The following is a 16,812-nucleotide window of genomic DNA, read 5'->3' on the forward strand; positions in this document are numbered from 1 at the left end:
AACTTGTTGAGGACTTGCAACGAATAGCCCGACCCGCTTTTTTCTGCGGGTCACGCCCAAAATAATAAAAGAATTGGTTTTCTTTTTAAAACTGAGATACTATTTAAAATCACTTTTCGATGCGAAGTTGTTTTAAATAGTATCTTTTTTATTTTAAAGAAAGTCGTTGGTAGTAAAATGCGGGAATGAAAAGCAACACAAAAATGGGCTGTATTAAAAATCTACGAATATAAAAAAGCATGAAATTATCATCCGTTTCATAAAAATGTAAAACTGTACCCATACTCATCATGAGAACTAGAAAAAAAACAGCGTACAATACTAATGCAAATTTGATCGTATTGTATTCCTTAAAAACGATATAAATCAGCAGTAAAGAAAAAACACTATTGAGCACGTACCTAAACGTGAGACTTAGGAACAACGAAAAAGAATCGTAAGTTGGTAACGGAATCCTATTGAACTCCAACTCAAAATAGTATAGAAAGGGATCATAAAACAAAACCCTCTCAAACACACGAATTGAGATCAAAGCAAAAATAGCTAGACCACCCAAAAGGATTCTATATTTATACTGGCGTATTTTTTTTAGCATATTTTGAAAAATTAGAAATCCACAGTATCCATAGTAGAAACACAAACCCGTATATAAAAAGCGGAAAAAAGATGCGATGTAAAAAGGCTTCTTGCTCAGGGAAATAAAATAGCAACACACAAAGTACCGCAATACGTACTACATTTAGTAAATAAATTAAGGCAACACCACCAAAGAGAAACAAAAGCGTTGCTTTTAATGTACCCGAAAATGACACTACAAAAGCCATAAAAAGAATAAGTACACTCACACTATTGCAACCTTCAATAATTCGGGCCACATATTTTCCATTATAAAACAACCTCAAATAGGATTCGTTTGAATTTTTATCGAATGAGAAAGGAGCTCCAAAAAGATCCAGAAGTTCCTTTGTGTTGCGCCCAACTGCCTGCGTAATGCCATCAACTTTATCAAACCCAAAACTATTTAAATAGCCTTGATATACCAAGGTTAAAATTCCGTAGGTCAAAAAAAACTTCAACAAGAACAATAGGAAGGGCTTATATTTTAAGAGATAATAATTCAAAGCTGATTTTTTAACAAATTTATGTAATTATAATATGGAGTTTAAATACTTTTGTATAAAAAATATAAAAATATGACATTTCAGGAATTACAACCTAAGGTAACAATAATCACAACTCATGAATCTCTTTCAAGAGATGAGAAACTTTTAGCAATCTGTAAACTTTTAAATGAGAATATCGAATATTACAACTGGGTTGGCTTCTATTTTGCAAATCACGAGACCAAAACATTGCACCTAGGCCCGTATATAGGAGCAGAAACAGATCATACAGTTATTCCGTTTGGAAAGGGGATTTGCGGACAGGTAGCAGAATCAAATGCAAACTTTGTTGTTCCAGACGTCGCTGCTCAAGACAATTACATCGCTTGCAGCTTTACAGTAAAGTCGGAAATTGTAGTTCCATTATTTGTAGATGGAAAAAACATAGGACAAATTGATATTGACAGCCACGTAATTGATCCTTTTACCGCTGATGATGAACGTTTTTTGGAATTTGTAAACGTACAGGTAGCCCAACTTTTCGCTTAAAACCCCACCTATATTCCTTCTATATGAAAAAATTATTACTTGCAGTTCTGTTTATTCCTACGCTCTTTTTTGCCCAAGATAAATTTGAAAACAAAATCTACTTGGACTCACTTTGGAATGAATCAACTGAAAATAATTATAAATATTATAGAATTGTAGCTGATTACGATGCTTCAACGGAATTATACCTTATCAAAGACTATTACAAATCTGGCGTTTTACAGATGGAAGGACATTCGAAAACTAAAAATAATGGTAGCAAAGAAGGCGAATTCACCTTTTACTATGAAAACGGTCAAAAAAAAACCGTTAATAACTACCTCAAATCTAGATTGACTGGAAAAGAAAGCCAATGGCATGAGAATGGTCAAAAAAAATTAGAAGGAGAATATGCTGATTCTAAAAATGGTTTCAGTAACCAATTTCGAATGGACCAATATTGGAATGTAGATGGTAATCACCTAATAATTAACGGAACGGGACTATACGAAAACAAAGGAGATAACTTTTTTGACAAAGGCTGGTACAAAAACGGAATTAAGGATGGAGAATGGACCGGTCAATACAACAAAGATAAAACGTATACGGAAACATACAAAAAAGGCGAATTAGTATCCGGTGTTAGTAAGGACAACAATGGGACAGCGTATCATTATACAGAACTCGAAAGTAGACCACTACCTCTGAGAGGAATAAACGACTTCTACAAACACATTGGAAAAAACTTCCATACTGCAAAAGAATACGAATCATTAAGCGGAAAAATATTCACCACCTTTATTGTAGATAAGGACGGCCAAATTGTAGAACCAAAAACGATTAAATCTTTAAATGAAACATTGGATGCAGAAGCTATTCGGGTAATAAGTAGTTATGAGCGATGGATTCCGGCCAAACAAAGGGGGCAATATGTGCGAGTCTTATATTCAATACCCATTACATTAATGGGAAGAAAGTAAAAGCACTAACTTATCACTTTAATGAAATATAACGTGAAAGTAATTTTTATTAAATTTTAAATTAAAACTGATAAGGACTTTACACAAGCTATAATTCTATTCAAAAACCAGTCTTTAAACACCTATTAAACCAAATAATTTTATGAGACTAAAACTACTTACAATTCTATTTCTATCAAATTATACGTTTGGTCAAATGCGTTTAGGCAACAACAAAGTTACTTATTACAAAGATGGTAAGCCTCAAAAAGTATCCTTAACCGTATTTGACTCTTGTACTGTAATAAAAGATCAGTATATCATTAAAGATGAGTACGTACGATCTGACTATAATAAATCTGGAAAATTAATTCGAGAGATCACATTTAAAGTAATAAAAAACAAAGGTTACTCGCCCAATAGTAAGGTAATTGAATATTACGACAATGGAGACAAAAAACTAGAAGGTGAAACAAATTCTTCTGGTCCACGAATTAACATCAGAAAAATAGAACAGTTTTGGAATACAGAAAAAATCCAAACCATCATTGATGGTGATGGAGAGTTTCTGATTGATAATGATAGCCTTAGTATTCAAGGAAAATTTGTTAACGGTTTAAAGGATGGCGTTTGGCATGAAAATGACCGTAAAAAAAACAGCTCGTATACAGAAAAATTCAAAAAGGGAACGCTACTATCTGGAATATTTACCGACAACAAAGGCAACGAATCGAAATATGCGAACATGGAAGAGAAACCGATACCAAAAAAAGGCATAGAAGATTTCTACTCCTATATATCGAATAACTTCGTTATAACTAATAGAGCAAAATTAAGAGAAAAAACAGGTAAAATCTATGCGGCTTTTGTGATTGATAAAGAAGGACAAGTATCCAAAATAAAAATACTAAGAGGACTTGGAGAAGGGCTAGACGAAGAATTAATCAAAGTACTTACTAGTTATGAAAGGTGGATACTTGGAAAAAGAAGAGGACAGCCAGTAAATGTTTTGTACAGCATAACAATTAATATTGCCGAACCTCAAAACAAAAGTACAGATCCACTAGCGAGTCCTTACGATCAATTTTTAGAGCGAAAAAGCAATTTCAAATAGCAAAAAAAAACTTATAACTCATAACTCATAACTCATAATTATTTTTTACCTTTGCAGCCGTCGTACAATAAATGTATTGGCATACATAATAATCATTAAATAATATTGGAATGTATTTAACTAAAGAAGTAAAAGAAGAAATCTTCGCACAACACGGAGAAAAAACAAACACTGGAAAAGCTGAAGCGCAAATCGCTTTATTTACTTTCAGAATCTCTCACTTAACAGAGCACTTGAAAAAAAATCGTCACGATTATAACACAGAGCGTTCATTAGTATTACTAGTAGGTAAAAGAAGATCTTTACTAGATTACTTGAAAAAGAAAGAGATCAACAGATATCGTGAGATTATCAAAGTATTGGGTATTAGAAAATAATCAATATAAAAAAAGAGGTGCGCAAGTACCTCTTTTTGCTTTATACCCCTAATGTATTTTAGGACATTACATTGAATAAAAAAGTTTTGGTTTTTCATTGGATTTTACGCATTAACTACGCGCAACAACTACAACACAACTAGTTATCCATTTTTTTAATAACCAAAAAAAAAGAAAATTTATGATTCCACAATTATTTGTAGAAACCATCGATTTAGGTGATGGAAGAAACATCACAATCGAGACAGGACGTTTGGCTAAACAAGCTGACGGATCTGTAGTAATTAGAATAGGAAAAACTGTAATCTTAGGAACAGTAGTATCATCAAGAAAAGCAAGTCCTGGTATTGACTTTTTACCATTAACGGTAGATTACCGCGAAAAATTTGCTGCCGCTGGACGTTTCCCTGGAGGTTTCTTCAAAAGAGAAGCAAGACCAAGTGATAGCGAAGTATTGACAATGAGACTAGTTGACCGTGTATTGCGTCCACTTTTCCCATCAGACTATCATGCAGAAGTACAGGTTATGATTCAGTTGATGTCTTATGACGAAGATGTTATGCCAGATGCATTAGCAGGTTTAGCAGCATCAGCAGCATTGGCTTTATCTGACATTCCTTTCGAAACATTAATCTCTGAAGCTAGAGTTGGTCGTATTGATGGAAAATTCATTATCAACCCAAGCCGTGCACAATTAGACTTATCTGACATCGATATGATGATTGGAGCTTCTATGGATTCTATTGCAATGGTAGAAGGAGAGATGAAAGAAATCTCAGAAGCTGAAATGTTAGAAGCAATTAAATTTGCTCACGAACATATCAAGAACCAAATTTCGGCTCAATTGCGTTTGCAAGCAGCTTTTGGTAAAAAAGAAGTACGTACTTACGAAACTGAAAGAACAGATGATGCCATTTACGCTAAAGTAAAAGCAGCATCTTACGATAAAATCTATGCTATTGCAAGCAAAGGTTCTTCAAAACAAGAACGTACAGCTGCATTTGCAGAGGTGAAAGAAGAAGTAAAAGCATTGTTTACAGAAGAAGAATTAGCAGAAAATGGCGATTTAGTTTCTAAATACTTTTACAAAACAAACAAAGAAGCAGTTCGTAACGTAACCCTAGATTTAGGAACACGTTTGGACGGTAGAAAAACTACAGAAATCAGACCTATCTGGTGTGAAATTGATTATTTACCATCTGTACACGGATCGGCTTTGTTTACACGTGGAGAAACTCAAGCATTGGCAACAGCAACTTTAGGAACTTCTAGAGAGGCAAACCAAATTGACTCTCCATCACAACAAGGTGAAGAGAAATTCTACTTGCACTATAACTTCCCTCCTTTCTCTACAGGTGAAGCTCGTCCGTTGAGAGGAACTTCAAGAAGAGAAGTAGGTCACGGAAACTTGGCGCAAAGAGCGTTAAAAAACATGATTCCTGCAGATTGTCCTTATACAATTCGTGTGGTATCTGAAGTATTAGAATCGAATGGATCTTCTTCTATGGCAACTGTTTGTGCTGGAACTCTATCTTTGATGGATGCTGGTATTCAAATGATTCGTCCAGTTTCTGGAATCGCTATGGGATTAATTACTGACGGTGATCGTTACGCTGTATTGTCTGATATTTTGGGTGACGAAGATCACTTGGGAGACATGGACTTTAAAGTAACTGGAACTTCAGTTGGTATCACAGCTTGTCAAATGGACATCAAAATTGACGGTTTGAAATACGAGATTATGGAAGCTGCTTTGGCTCAAGCTAGAGACGGTCGTTTGCATATCCTTGGAAAACTAATCGAAACTTTAGCTTCTCCAAAAGAAGATGTTAAAGCTTACGCTCCAAAAATCATTACAAGAAGAATTCCTAATGCTTTCATCGGAGCCTTAATCGGACCTGGTGGAAAAGTAATTCAAGAATTACAAAAAACTACTGGAACAACTATCGTTATCAATGAAGATCCTACTACTGAAGAAGGAGTTATTGAAATCTTAGGTACAGATCCTGCTGGAATTGAAGCGGTATTGGCTAAAATTAAGTCTATCACTTTCAAACCAAAAATGAACGAGACTTATGATGTGAAAGTAATCAAAATGCTAGATTTTGGTGCTGTCGTTGAATATCTTGATGCTCCAGGAAACGAAGTTTTATTGCACGTATCTGAGTTAGCTTGGGAACGCACAGAAAACGTTACTGACGTAGTTAATATGGGAGATACTTTCCAAATTAAATACTTAGGTATGGATCCAAAAACTAGAAAAGAAAAAGTTTCTAGAAAAGCACTTTTACCAAGACCTCCACGTGAGTCATAATTAGAGTAATCAGATCTTAGTTTACTAAAGGTTTATTTATAAAAAATCCCGTTTCATTCATTTGAGACGGGATTTTTGTTTTATCAGGGCATGCCGCCAGCAAACATAAGGGGCTTATTCTTATGAGTACTATAAGCCCCTTATCTTTACTGCCGTCGGGCTATACGCGCTACTTCGGTAGCTAGCTCCTATCCCTCATGCGGATTTGTGTTTGATACAAAACATTCTAAACAAAAAAACCCAGAGCAAAGTCTGGGTTTATATTATTTTTTTAGAGTGCAGCACTAATGCAAAGAATAGCAGGGCACTTATTATATTGCAAAGATACAAAGAAATGCCAATTTAATTTAAAATAAATCAAAAATAAAATTAACTCAAAACTTAAAACCAATTTTATTTTCAATAATTCCTTTAATAATTTCATTTTCAGAGTGTTTATTAAATAGCTGATTCAAATCTCTATCCAGATCATTTGCCCTTTCATTAGATACCGATTTCAAAATGAAAGAAATTATTTTTATAGCAGAGTCCAAAGAGTGCCTATTGTTATTATTAAAGCTAATATTTGGTAATGAAGCAATCCCTTTGGGAGTTTTAAAATCAAACAATACACCACCATGTGCACAAGTATTCCTCACATAGACAATTGTATCAAATAGATTAATAAACTTTGACAAATTCAAAATACCATACAAATTTGCGACCTTTACTTTCAACTCACCATCATTTAAAGATTTAAAAGTTTTAAGTACAGCCCCAAATGTAAAAAATTCTAATGTTTTCCATGCGGGAGCGTATAAATCATTGATATTATTTAAATGATGTAATTTGATTGTTTTGTTTGTTCTTTTAAAATCTTCATTATAGTACTTCCCAATGGTATTAATGTACCGAATATCTATTACTCTAGGATTTATAAACCAAGTAGGCGAAGACTTGTACTTATTAGAAACATAATAAACTAGTTTGGTTCTAAAATTAATTTCTATTCTGTTCAAATATTTGAGCAGCAAATTTCTTAAATCCACATCTAAATAATATAAAGTTACAGCATTCGAAAATAATGTGCCATCTTTGAATATATGATCCGAATTTATCTCAAAAGGATTCCAATAAAACCCTAACCTATAATAACCAATATCAAGCAAAATCTCCTTAACTTTTTCAATTTCTAAGTCCAAAACCATTCCACGGTCCTGTAGCTTTAAAACCTGATCATCAACATTGGTCGCTATACCTGCCATTTTCTTTTTTTACAAAGTTTGCGTTTTTTAATAAGAATTAAAAGTCAAACTTATTCACAATAAAGTATAGTTTTGAACAACTCTGTCAATAGGTTAAATTATAAAAACATTTCAAACACAAGCAAAAAAAAACCAGAGCAAAGTCTGGGTTTATAGTGTTTTCTAGTTCAAAACTAAAAATCAAATATCGTTTTCTAAATCTATTTTCAATCCTTTGATTAATTCGGAGGGATCTATATTGAGAGCATGAGCAATTTTAAAAAATAAATTCATTGTCATACCTTGGTTTTTATCAAAAATTAAACGCAAGGTTTTCTCATCACAACCTACTTTTTTGGCAAATTGAAGCTTATTCCCATTATGCTGTTCCATAAAGAGAATACGAATTCTTTCGGTAAGGGTTTCCTTTATTTTATCTAATTCGCTTTGCACATAGCAAATAAACCCAACACAACTAAAATATTTCATTTTAACGTTCGGAGTTTTGTCCGAAATATTTATATTTGAAGAAAATCAATAATAAAATGCCCACATTACACTGGATCGGTAAAGACAAAATCATCAACCATCATCAAGATGTTCCTTACAAAGTCTTGAATCATCAATATGGTTTTTCAAACAAAGGAAAAACAGAAACACCAATCGACTCAGGCAACCTCATCATTAATGGTGACAACCTCGAAGCCCTAAAATCATTATTACCCAAATACGAAGGAAAAGTAAATTGTATTTACATAGACCCACCATACAATACAGGAAACGAAGGTTGGGTTTATAATGACAACACCAATTCACCACAAATCAAGAAATGGCTAGGTAAAGTTGTAGGTAAAGAAAGTGAAGATTTAACGCGCCACGACAAATGGTTGTGTATGATGTACCCACGATTGAAATTACTTCACAAACTTTTGGCAAAAGACGGGGTGATTTTTATTTCTATTGATGATCATGAGTTGTCACATCTTAAAATAATGATGGATGAAATATTTGGACCGTATAATTTTGTAGATTATTTCTGTTGGACAAAAACATCAACACCACCAAGTTTAGCTAATAAATCGAGGAAAACCGTAGAATATGTTTTATGTTTTGAAAAAAGAAAAACAAGCACAAAATATGTTGCTGAACTAGGAGACGGAGGAGACGCACCTTTATTAAATTCTGGAAATCCTTTGGCAAAAATAAAATTTAGAAGCGAAGATGTCTTTTTTAAAATGTCTGATGTAACATTTCCTGCAGGTCAATACGACAAGTGTTACCTTCATCAAAACATTACAATTAAGAATGGATATTCAAATATAGATTTTGAGCTGACAGGCACATTTAAATGGATCCAAAAAACTATAAATTTAGAAATCTCACAAGGAACAACATTTGTAATAAAATCAGATAAATTTTCGATGCGTTTTCTAAGAACAACGGATAGTTATAAAGCCCCTACAAATCTTTTAAAAGAAAAATACTTCACAACAACTTTGGATAAGAAAAATGAAGGAATTGAAACTAATGAAGGTGCAAAAAAAGACTTAGAAAACATATTTGGTAAATATATGTTTGACTATCCTAAACCTACTTCACTTGTTAGTTTCTTCATAAACTTAATAGAAAACCCAAACTCCATAATCCTAGACAGCTTTGCTGGCTCAGGCACAACAGCCCATGCCGTTTTAAACTTAAACAAACAAGATGGTGGCAACAGAAAATTCATTTTAATAGAAATGGAAAACTACGCAGAAACCATCACTGCCGAACGTGTTAAAAGAGTGATAAATGGCTATGGCGAAGACTCAAAAGCGGTTGAAGGAACAGGAGGTAATTTCGATTATTACACTTTAGGTGAACCCCTTTTTGACGACAACAATAATCTAAATGAAAACATACCAATCGAAAAAATCCAAGAATACGTTTGGTTCACAGAAACCCGCAGCGCATATTCCCCTCCATTGGAGGGGTGTCCGAAGGACGGGGTGGTTTTTCTTGGCAATCACAACGATACTGGCTATTATTTCATTTACGACAAAGATAATTTAACCACTCTAGACTACGATTCTCTAGCAGCCTACGTACAACAAAAAGCAGAGCGCTACATCATTTACGCAGACAACTGTTTATTGCCCGAAACGTTTTTGCGAGAAAAAAATATAGAGTTCAAAAAAATACCAAGAGACATAACACGGTTTTAACGAGCAACCCTTTCAGGGTTTAAAACCCTGAAAGGGTTAAAAAAACAAAATAAGAGTAAAAATCTTAAAGTCCTTGTGACTTTGTGGCAAATAAGTAAACCAATGGAATTAAAAACCTACCAAAAACAAGTCATTGACGACTTAGAAAATTATTTTGAGTATTTACAAAACCATAAAAAAGCCGATACGGCTTTCAATACGTTTTGGCAGGACAAAGTAGGCTATTATAATCCACTGACTGGCGAAGGAATGCGTCCGTACCAAAACACCGTACCAGGAGCAGTACATTTGAGTATAAAAGTTCCCACAGCAGGCGGAAAAACTTTTATAGCATGCAATGCGCTCAAAACCATTTTTGACGCCATGCCAGATACTAAAACACGTGCTGTGGTTTGGCTTGTGCCTTGGAGTAACCTATTGGACCAAACCGTACGTAATCTTTCCAACCCTGAACATCCCTACTGCCAAAAACTAAATTCACTTTTCAACAATAGATTTCAAGTTTTTGAAAAACGAGACTTGTTACAAGGCGCAAGTTTCAATCCATCTTCAGTACAAGAACAACTGAGCATTATGGTCATGAATTTTGCTTCGATACGAGCAAAAAACAAAGAAGACCGTAAAATAAACGAACAAAATTCGAACTTAGCCAACTTTCAAATAAATGAAAACGACATACTTGAAGGAACCGAAAAAGAAGCTTTAATTAATGTTATTCGCAGTTTAAACCCCATTTTGGTAGTTGATGAAAGTCACAATGCCGAAAGTGATTTGAGTGTTGAAATGTTAAACAACCTCAACCCAAGTTTTATTCTAGATTTGACAGCAACGCCCAAACAAAATGCCAACATTGTAAGTTTGGTTTCAGCCATTGAACTCAAAAAAGAGCACATGGTCAAATTGCCCGTTATTGTATATAACCATCAAAATATTGAAAGTGTCATCGAAAGTGCCTTGCATTTACAACACAAACTTGAAAACGAGGCTAAAATTTTGGAAAGCAATGGCGGAAAATACATTCGTCCAATTGTTTTGTTTCAAGCGCAATCAAAAGGAAAGGAAGACAACACCACTTATGACAAACTAAAAGCACAACTCATTTCCATTGGGATTCCTGACGACCACATAAAAATTAAAACTGCCAACAAAGATGAATTGAAAGGAATTGATTTGATGAGTCCTAATTGTCCTGTTCGCTATATCATTACAATCAACGCATTAAAAGAAGGTTGGGATTGCCCATTTGCTTACATACTTGCTTCATTAGCCGACAAATCATCAGAAGTTGATGTAACTCAAATTTTAGGTCGTGTTTTGCGTCAACCTTATGTGATGAAACATGATAGTACCATGCTAAATTTGTCGTATGTAATTACCGCTTCGGCAAAATTTCAAAATACGTTACAAAACATCATCAAGGGACTACAACAATCTGGTTTTAGCGAAAAAGACTATCGAGATAAGGATATCATGCCTGAATTAATAAAAGAAGAAGCTCAACAGGAAACCTTAGATAACTTTCTTTTTCCAGAACAAAGCAAAAAAACTGCTGACATTGAAAACGGTTTTGATGCTGAAAAAATAGTATTCAACCCGGAACAGATAAGCGCAACAAACGCAAGTGTTTTTGAAATGGAAGAAATGGCAATCTCTCAAAATGAGCAATTTCTAAAGCAAATTAAAAATCAAGACAATAGCGATTTCGCCTTAAAAACCTTTACAGAAGTGGGAATAAAAGTGAAACAATACAAAATGCGTGAAAATGTAGCGCAACAAGCCCAAAAAATCATCCTACCAAAATTTGTAATTGAAACACCCAAAAACGAATTTTTGCTAATGGATGACGGAGCAACGGCATTACTGGACAGAGTAAATCTTTTGAAAAATTTCAAACTATCAGACAAAGACATTCAAATTGCTTTTAAAAGCATTACATCTGATTTGTACAAAATAGACACCGAAGAAATAGGAAACGGCGAATATAAAATGTCTCCTTTTAAGATTGAAAACAATTCTGTTCAGGAGCAGATTACCAATTATATTTTGGCAAAACCCAAAGAAGGACAAATCAAAGATTTAGTTCACTTTGTAGTGAAACAAATTGACAAAATGCCACCAATTGCACATACCGAAATTAAAAAGTATGTTACAAGAATTTTGGAAAACATGTCGGCACAGGAATTAATAGACTTTAACCAATACAATTTATCGTATGCCGATTTGATTAAGAAAAAAATCAATGATTTGGCAGATACTTGTGCCGAGGAAGTTTTTAATGATTGGTTGGCTATAAACAAAATAAAAACAGAAACAGTTTGGAAATTTGAAACTGCTATCATACCATCTCGCATTGGAAACGATATTGGAAACTCCCTTTATGTTCATGAAGGAGATATGAATGGACTGGAACAGCAGTTCATTTTGGAGATTTCCAGTTTTTCGAATATTGCCTTTTGGCACCGTAATTTGGGAAGAGGAAAAGGCTTTGCTTTGAATGGTTACAAATCCAATCATTATCCAGACTTTATATTAGTGACCAAAAATAACAAAGTGATTATAGTCGAAACCAAAGGTTCTGACAGAGACAACTCTGATAGTGCTGCCAAATTACGATTAGGTAAAGCATGGTCTACTGCCTCGGGTAGCAACTATGTGTATATGATGGTATTTGACAAGAATGCCATTGATGGTGCTTATAATCTAGAAAAAGCAATTTCCTTAATTCAGCAGATGTAAAATTTAAATATATATACCAGTGAAAAAAGTTGTAAAAGGAGGCTGTTAGCGGTAAACCCCTTGAAAAACTGAAAATTGATGTGCAACTTTACTGAGACGCTTTCAGCGTGACAACTGTTTCGAGTATTGGTCGCCAAAAACCATGGCTAAACAGAATAGGGAAGAAACAAAAAAACCTAGAGCAAAGTCTGGGTTTATAGTATTTTCTAGTTCAAAACAAAAAATAAAATATCGTTTTCTAAATCTATTTTTAATCCTTTGATTAATTTGGAGGGATCAATTATTGACTGCAGATGCAATTTTAATATCAAAACCGCATTAGGGATAGAAGCGGTATCCTTTGATGAAATGAAATGGAATCAAAGATATAGCGGATAGCCCGACCGTAGGGAATGCCCAAATCATACGACGCAAATTTGAGAAAAATTGAACACAGACGAAATAAAAAAATCCCATTTCTCTCGAAACGGGATTCTAGTGTATTACATCTTACTGATTATCTCTTCAACAACTCCGATTTTCCATGAAATCCATTCATGATTACTTTTGGAGAGTTGTACAAGTACAGTTTTGAATTACCTTCTAGAAAAATGGCGATTTCTTTGGAACAGTTTAAGGTTGCTTGTGAGCCATCTTGCTGCTTGACATCAGCAGTACGGGTCATTAATTTTTCAGCTTTCAAAACAGGCTTACCTACAAGGCTCAATCTTAAATTCTCGGCGTCACCACTAACCGTCAGCTCCGCACTTTTATACAATTGCAAATCCAAAGAAGCTGTTTTTAGTATTAATTCAGCATCTACCTTATCATTCAAAATCATTTTAACCGACTCTCCTTGTAAATTTAATTCGCCATCAGCACTATTGCTCAAGCTAAAATTGATATTTTTCGCATTGATATTTAATTTCATTTTCGAATCATCTTTACCCATAATATCAAAATCCTCTGCAACTACTAGCGATCCTAATTGTTTCAAAACAGCATCATCATACAATTTGATTGCATGTATTTTGGCCACATTCAATATAATTTCGATTCGCTTGCTTGAAGTAATTTTGGCAGAAGTCCCAATTCTCAGGACACTATCAACCACTTCAAATTTGATGACATCGTGTAGATTCGAATCGGCTTTCAAAAAATAATTACTACTTGAGTTTCCAGCCGTAAAAGTTATTTTTAAATCGTCATGCACCTCGACAGTATCAAATCCACCTAGATCATAGGTCTTTTCAACTACAATTTTATCTCCTTTGATTTTTACTTTTTTTTGTGCTTGTAACGAAGCTACAAATGTTAATAAAAACAGTGTTAGTAGTGTTTTTTTCATAATGTTAGTTTTTAAATTATTAGTTTTAATATTCATAATTACTCCTTAACTTCAACTGTATTTTCAACGATTTGAAGAATTGGAATAATTACTTTTCCTGTTACAGTTTTCAGTGTCATACTGATGTTTTCAATAGCAACTATTTCGCCTTCTTGACCATTGACCTTAATATATTCGCCAACGGTATAGTTTTTTCTAGCATAAAATGTGAGGAGCAAATTGGTGATTACATCTTTCGATCCTAGTCCAAAAGCCAAGACAAAAGTGAGTAAAAAAGCACCCAAAATAATAGTCACATTGTTGGTGATGATGGTAGTGTCAACGCCTGCTTGATTGAGCGCAGTGATGGTCACCAAAATTGCAATACCATAAAAAGCCATGCTACTGATCACTTTTCCTCCGCTCATGCTGAGTGAAGTAAACAAGCCAGAAATTGCTTTTCGAACAAAATTGGCAATATAAACGCCGATCATAAACAAGGCCAACGCACTAAATAATTTTGGCAAGTAACGCAATAGATTACTGATTTCGACAGAGATTATTGTCCACTGCATGACATCGGCAGCGATAATCATGAACACCAAAATTAAAATCCAGCGCACAAAACCAATAATTATCTCAGAAATATTGATCTTATACTCTGATTTTCCGAACAAATCTGATTCATTTATTTTTTCGCCTACTTTATCAATACTCGATACAGCAAGGGCTTTTCTTAGAATAAAAATTAATCCTTTTGAAATTGCCCAACCTATTACCAACACAAGAATGGCATAAATAAAGCTAATCAATCCCTCGCCAATTTTAAAGAAGAGCGTATTAATCGTGTTTAACGTATCGGATTGTAATTGATCTAAAACTTCCATATTCTTATTATTTTGTGTCGTTGTTATTTTTAGATTTCGTTTTAAACATACCCTCAATGGTTGAAGCGTAGTTTGACGAAAACAAGCTAGTCACTTCCAAAATGAATTTAACGGTATTTACGTCGTCCATCACTTTTTTCTTCAAGTCGTGCGGTACTTCTTGCTGAGGAAGACCTATTTTTTTGAAAGGATTTTCATTTTCCATCATACATCTATTTTATTATACAATTCGGCTATTTTTGTTTTGGCTCTCGAGAGGCGCATTTTTACGGCGCTTTCTGATAGTTCCAACACCTCTTGAAGTTCTTTGATCGAAGCTTCGTCTTGGTATTTCATTTGCAATATCATTCGGTCCTCGGGCGGAATTAATGTCAGTGCTTTTTCAAGTTTATCCACTTGCATTTGCGACAGGCTGTAATCACTAACTTCGATAGCGACATCATATTGCTCTTCTATTTGGTTCGAATGAGAGGCCATTTGTCGTTCTTTATCGCGACTCAAATAATTGACACAAAAATTATAGGTAACAGAATACAACCAAGTAGAAAATTTAGAATTCCCTTTGAAGGTGGCGATTTTGACAAAAACATGCAAAAACACATCTTGAGTCAAATCTTTGGCTTCATCAACCGAACGCACAAAGCCATAACATTTATTATACACCAAATGTTCGTATCGATCGTACAGCACTCCAAAAAGTACGGTATCATTTGTTTTCCCTATTTTTGAAGCTAATTCTTCATCAAGAATGCCATCGTAATTTTTGACCATACACCTTCTTTACATCTTTTAACCAAAAAAGCACTTTTACTACACTAAATAAAGGTTTTAGTCTCGTACGTCAAAGCTCACTTCTACTCTACGTGCTGCTGCAGCGTCTACGCTTGTAGCATCTACACCATGATATTCAGACGAAATTCTATTTGCAGGAACTCCTTCTTGTATCAAATATTGTTTAACAGCATCGTTTCGTAACATAGACAATTTGGTATTGTAGGCTACATTACCCGATTTACTAGCATAACCATCAAGAAAAACTTGTAAACTTGGGTTCAAAGTCAAATCATCTAATAGTTGGTGTAAGCGAAGTGCATCTGTACCACTAATTTTGGCTGAATTATTATCGAAATAAACCTTGGCTTGTATTTTGGCAAATTTTTCTTTTAGCAATTGCACAGCGGTAATAGTTGTAATTGCTGGTGCAATAATTGTGCTTGTTGTTGGGGTTGCCGTTGTATCAGTAAGGACAACCAAACTTTCTACAGGCGCTACAGTGACCACCTCTTTTGGTTGCGCTTTTGGCTGTACCACAACAGCTACAGCAGCAGGAACCGCAACTGTATTAACTGTTTGCAAAGTCAACAGCCGCTCTTGATTGCGTAATATAGCATCGTATTTGGAATTTAAGTCACTTAACTGACGCTCATAATTACGACTGTCTTCGCTTACCAAAGCTGGTTTTTGGTACGCGCTGTTAGCATTGTAGACCGTATCTCGGGTTACCACTGTTTTTAATGTAGACAAATATACTGTATCACGCACTACAGCACGTTTTGAAACAGTATCTATTTTTGACCTCAAAGATGCTAAGTCATTTTCTAGCACACGCATACGTTGCATCACGCTATCGTTGGCAACTGTTTTTGATGCCAACAAAATTTGTGATGTTACTGCTTGTTTATCAAGTGTACTATTGTCTTGTTTTTTAAATTTTTGTAAAATCGAAATCAAATGTGCTTTTGATATTACGATTTCGCCTTCTTGTTGTGTTTGCCCATAAAAAGTAGAACAAACTAGAAATAAGATAAAAGATATTTTTGTTTTCATAAATAGTAATTTTAAAATTTTAATCGAAAGCGACTCGTCCTTAAGCAACATTCTTTTCGAATAACAAACTTACTGTGTAAGTCCGGAATTATTGGTCAAAGTAACAAAAGTAAAACGTATGACTTACATTATAAGGTATGTATTTTTTATCAAAACGCAGTTCTATTTGCGGTACTTATCATTAAGACACATCAAAAAGCAAAAAGTCACCAACTTTTTTATTAAAGTCCGTTT

At 34.3% G+C, this 16,812-nt stretch carries 16 protein-coding genes; 7 read left to right on the plus strand and 9 right to left on the minus strand.

Features of this window, described 5'->3' with window-relative positions; translation table 11 throughout:
• Nucleotides 1–148: 148 nt before the first annotated feature.
• Both M2326_RS06835 and xrtF read right to left on the minus strand, forming a co-directional pair.
• Entirely contained in the window at nt 149–595 is a 447-nt protein-coding gene (locus M2326_RS06835; protein ID WP_264618812.1) for an exosortase F system-associated membrane protein, read from the minus strand.
• Nucleotides 570–1,121 (minus strand): exosortase family protein XrtF, encoded by a 552-nt coding sequence (gene xrtF, locus M2326_RS06840; protein ID WP_264618813.1) that lies wholly within the window; start codon nt 1,119–1,121, stop codon nt 570–572. Before xrtF ends, M2326_RS06835 begins: the two co-directional genes overlap by 26 nt.
• A gap of 72 nt (nt 1,122–1,193) precedes the next feature.
• On the opposite strand from xrtF, the gene M2326_RS06845 reads away from it, so the two are divergent.
• From M2326_RS06845 to M2326_RS06865, 5 genes are all read left to right on the plus strand, one after another.
• The gene (locus tag M2326_RS06845) at nt 1,194–1,652 is read left to right on the plus strand and encodes a GAF domain-containing protein (protein WP_264618814.1); all 459 of its coding nucleotides are present in this window, start codon (nt 1,194–1,196) and stop codon (nt 1,650–1,652) included.
• 23 nt (nt 1,653–1,675) lie between these two features.
• Nucleotides 1,676–2,611, plus strand: coding sequence for an energy transducer TonB (locus M2326_RS06850; protein ID WP_264618815.1), 936 nt, complete (start codon nt 1,676–1,678; stop codon nt 2,609–2,611).
• Between the two features lie 142 nt (nt 2,612–2,753).
• Complete coding sequence (locus M2326_RS06855; RefSeq protein WP_264618816.1) at nt 2,754–3,704, plus strand: energy transducer TonB; 951 nt, start codon at nt 2,754–2,756, stop codon at nt 3,702–3,704.
• A gap of 110 nt (nt 3,705–3,814) precedes the next feature.
• Nucleotides 3,815–4,081, plus strand: a complete 267-nt coding sequence (gene rpsO, locus M2326_RS06860) for a 30S ribosomal protein S15 (RefSeq protein WP_264618817.1) — start codon at nt 3,815–3,817, stop codon at nt 4,079–4,081.
• Between the two features lie 181 nt (nt 4,082–4,262).
• A complete protein-coding gene (locus M2326_RS06865) occupies nt 4,263–6,395 on the plus strand; it encodes a polyribonucleotide nucleotidyltransferase (protein ID WP_264618818.1) in 2,133 nt (710 codons plus the stop codon).
• 374 nt (nt 6,396–6,769) lie between these two features.
• Here M2326_RS06865 and M2326_RS06870 read toward each other — a convergent pair whose 3' ends face one another.
• Both M2326_RS06870 and M2326_RS06875 read right to left on the minus strand, forming a co-directional pair.
• Nucleotides 6,770–7,639, minus strand: a complete 870-nt coding sequence (locus M2326_RS06870; RefSeq protein WP_264618819.1) for an Abi family protein — start codon at nt 7,637–7,639, stop codon at nt 6,770–6,772.
• Between the two features lie 180 nt (nt 7,640–7,819).
• Nucleotides 7,820–8,107: a helix-turn-helix domain-containing protein gene (locus M2326_RS06875; protein WP_264618820.1), complete on the minus strand. Its 288-nt coding sequence runs from the start codon at nt 8,105–8,107 to the stop codon at nt 7,820–7,822.
• A gap of 56 nt (nt 8,108–8,163) precedes the next feature.
• On the opposite strand from M2326_RS06875, the gene M2326_RS06880 reads away from it, so the two are divergent.
• Both M2326_RS06880 and M2326_RS06885 read left to right on the plus strand, forming a co-directional pair.
• Nucleotides 8,164–9,822 carry a site-specific DNA-methyltransferase gene (locus tag M2326_RS06880; RefSeq protein WP_264618821.1) on the plus strand — a complete coding sequence of 553 codons (1,659 nt, stop codon included), beginning with the start codon at nt 8,164–8,166 and terminating at the stop codon, nt 9,820–9,822.
• Nucleotides 9,823–9,924: 102 nt separating this feature from the next.
• The gene (locus M2326_RS06885; protein ID WP_264618822.1) at nt 9,925–12,558 is read left to right on the plus strand and encodes a DEAD/DEAH box helicase; all 2,634 of its coding nucleotides are present in this window, start codon (nt 9,925–9,927) and stop codon (nt 12,556–12,558) included.
• A 496-nt stretch (nt 12,559–13,054) separates the two neighbouring features.
• On the opposite strand, the gene M2326_RS06890 is transcribed toward M2326_RS06885, so the two are convergent.
• The 5 genes from M2326_RS06890 to M2326_RS06910 are packed head-to-tail and all read right to left on the minus strand — an operon-like array spanning nt 13,055 to nt 16,578.
• Entirely contained in the window at nt 13,055–13,885 is an 831-nt protein-coding gene (locus tag M2326_RS06890) for a DUF2807 domain-containing protein (RefSeq protein ID WP_264618823.1), read from the minus strand.
• A gap of 38 nt (nt 13,886–13,923) precedes the next feature.
• Entirely contained in the window at nt 13,924–14,751 is an 828-nt protein-coding gene (locus M2326_RS06895) for a mechanosensitive ion channel family protein (RefSeq protein WP_264618824.1), read from the minus strand.
• 7 nt (nt 14,752–14,758) lie between these two features.
• On the minus strand, nt 14,759–14,959 hold the full coding sequence (locus tag M2326_RS06900; RefSeq protein ID WP_264618825.1) for a hypothetical protein: 201 nt from the start codon (nt 14,957–14,959) through the stop codon (nt 14,759–14,761).
• A complete protein-coding gene (locus tag M2326_RS06905; protein WP_264618826.1) occupies nt 14,956–15,522 on the minus strand; it encodes an RNA polymerase sigma factor in 567 nt (188 codons plus the stop codon). The genes M2326_RS06900 and M2326_RS06905 overlap by 4 nt, the downstream gene beginning before the upstream one ends.
• 57 nt (nt 15,523–15,579) lie before the next feature.
• Nucleotides 15,580–16,578, minus strand: a complete 999-nt coding sequence (locus M2326_RS06910; protein ID WP_264618827.1) for an OmpA family protein — start codon at nt 16,576–16,578, stop codon at nt 15,580–15,582.
• Nucleotides 16,579–16,812: the final 234 nt, after the last annotated feature.

The organism is Flavobacterium psychraerolatum (genome assembly GCF_025960985.1).
Classification (GTDB): Bacteria; Bacteroidota; Bacteroidia; order Flavobacteriales; family Flavobacteriaceae; genus Flavobacterium.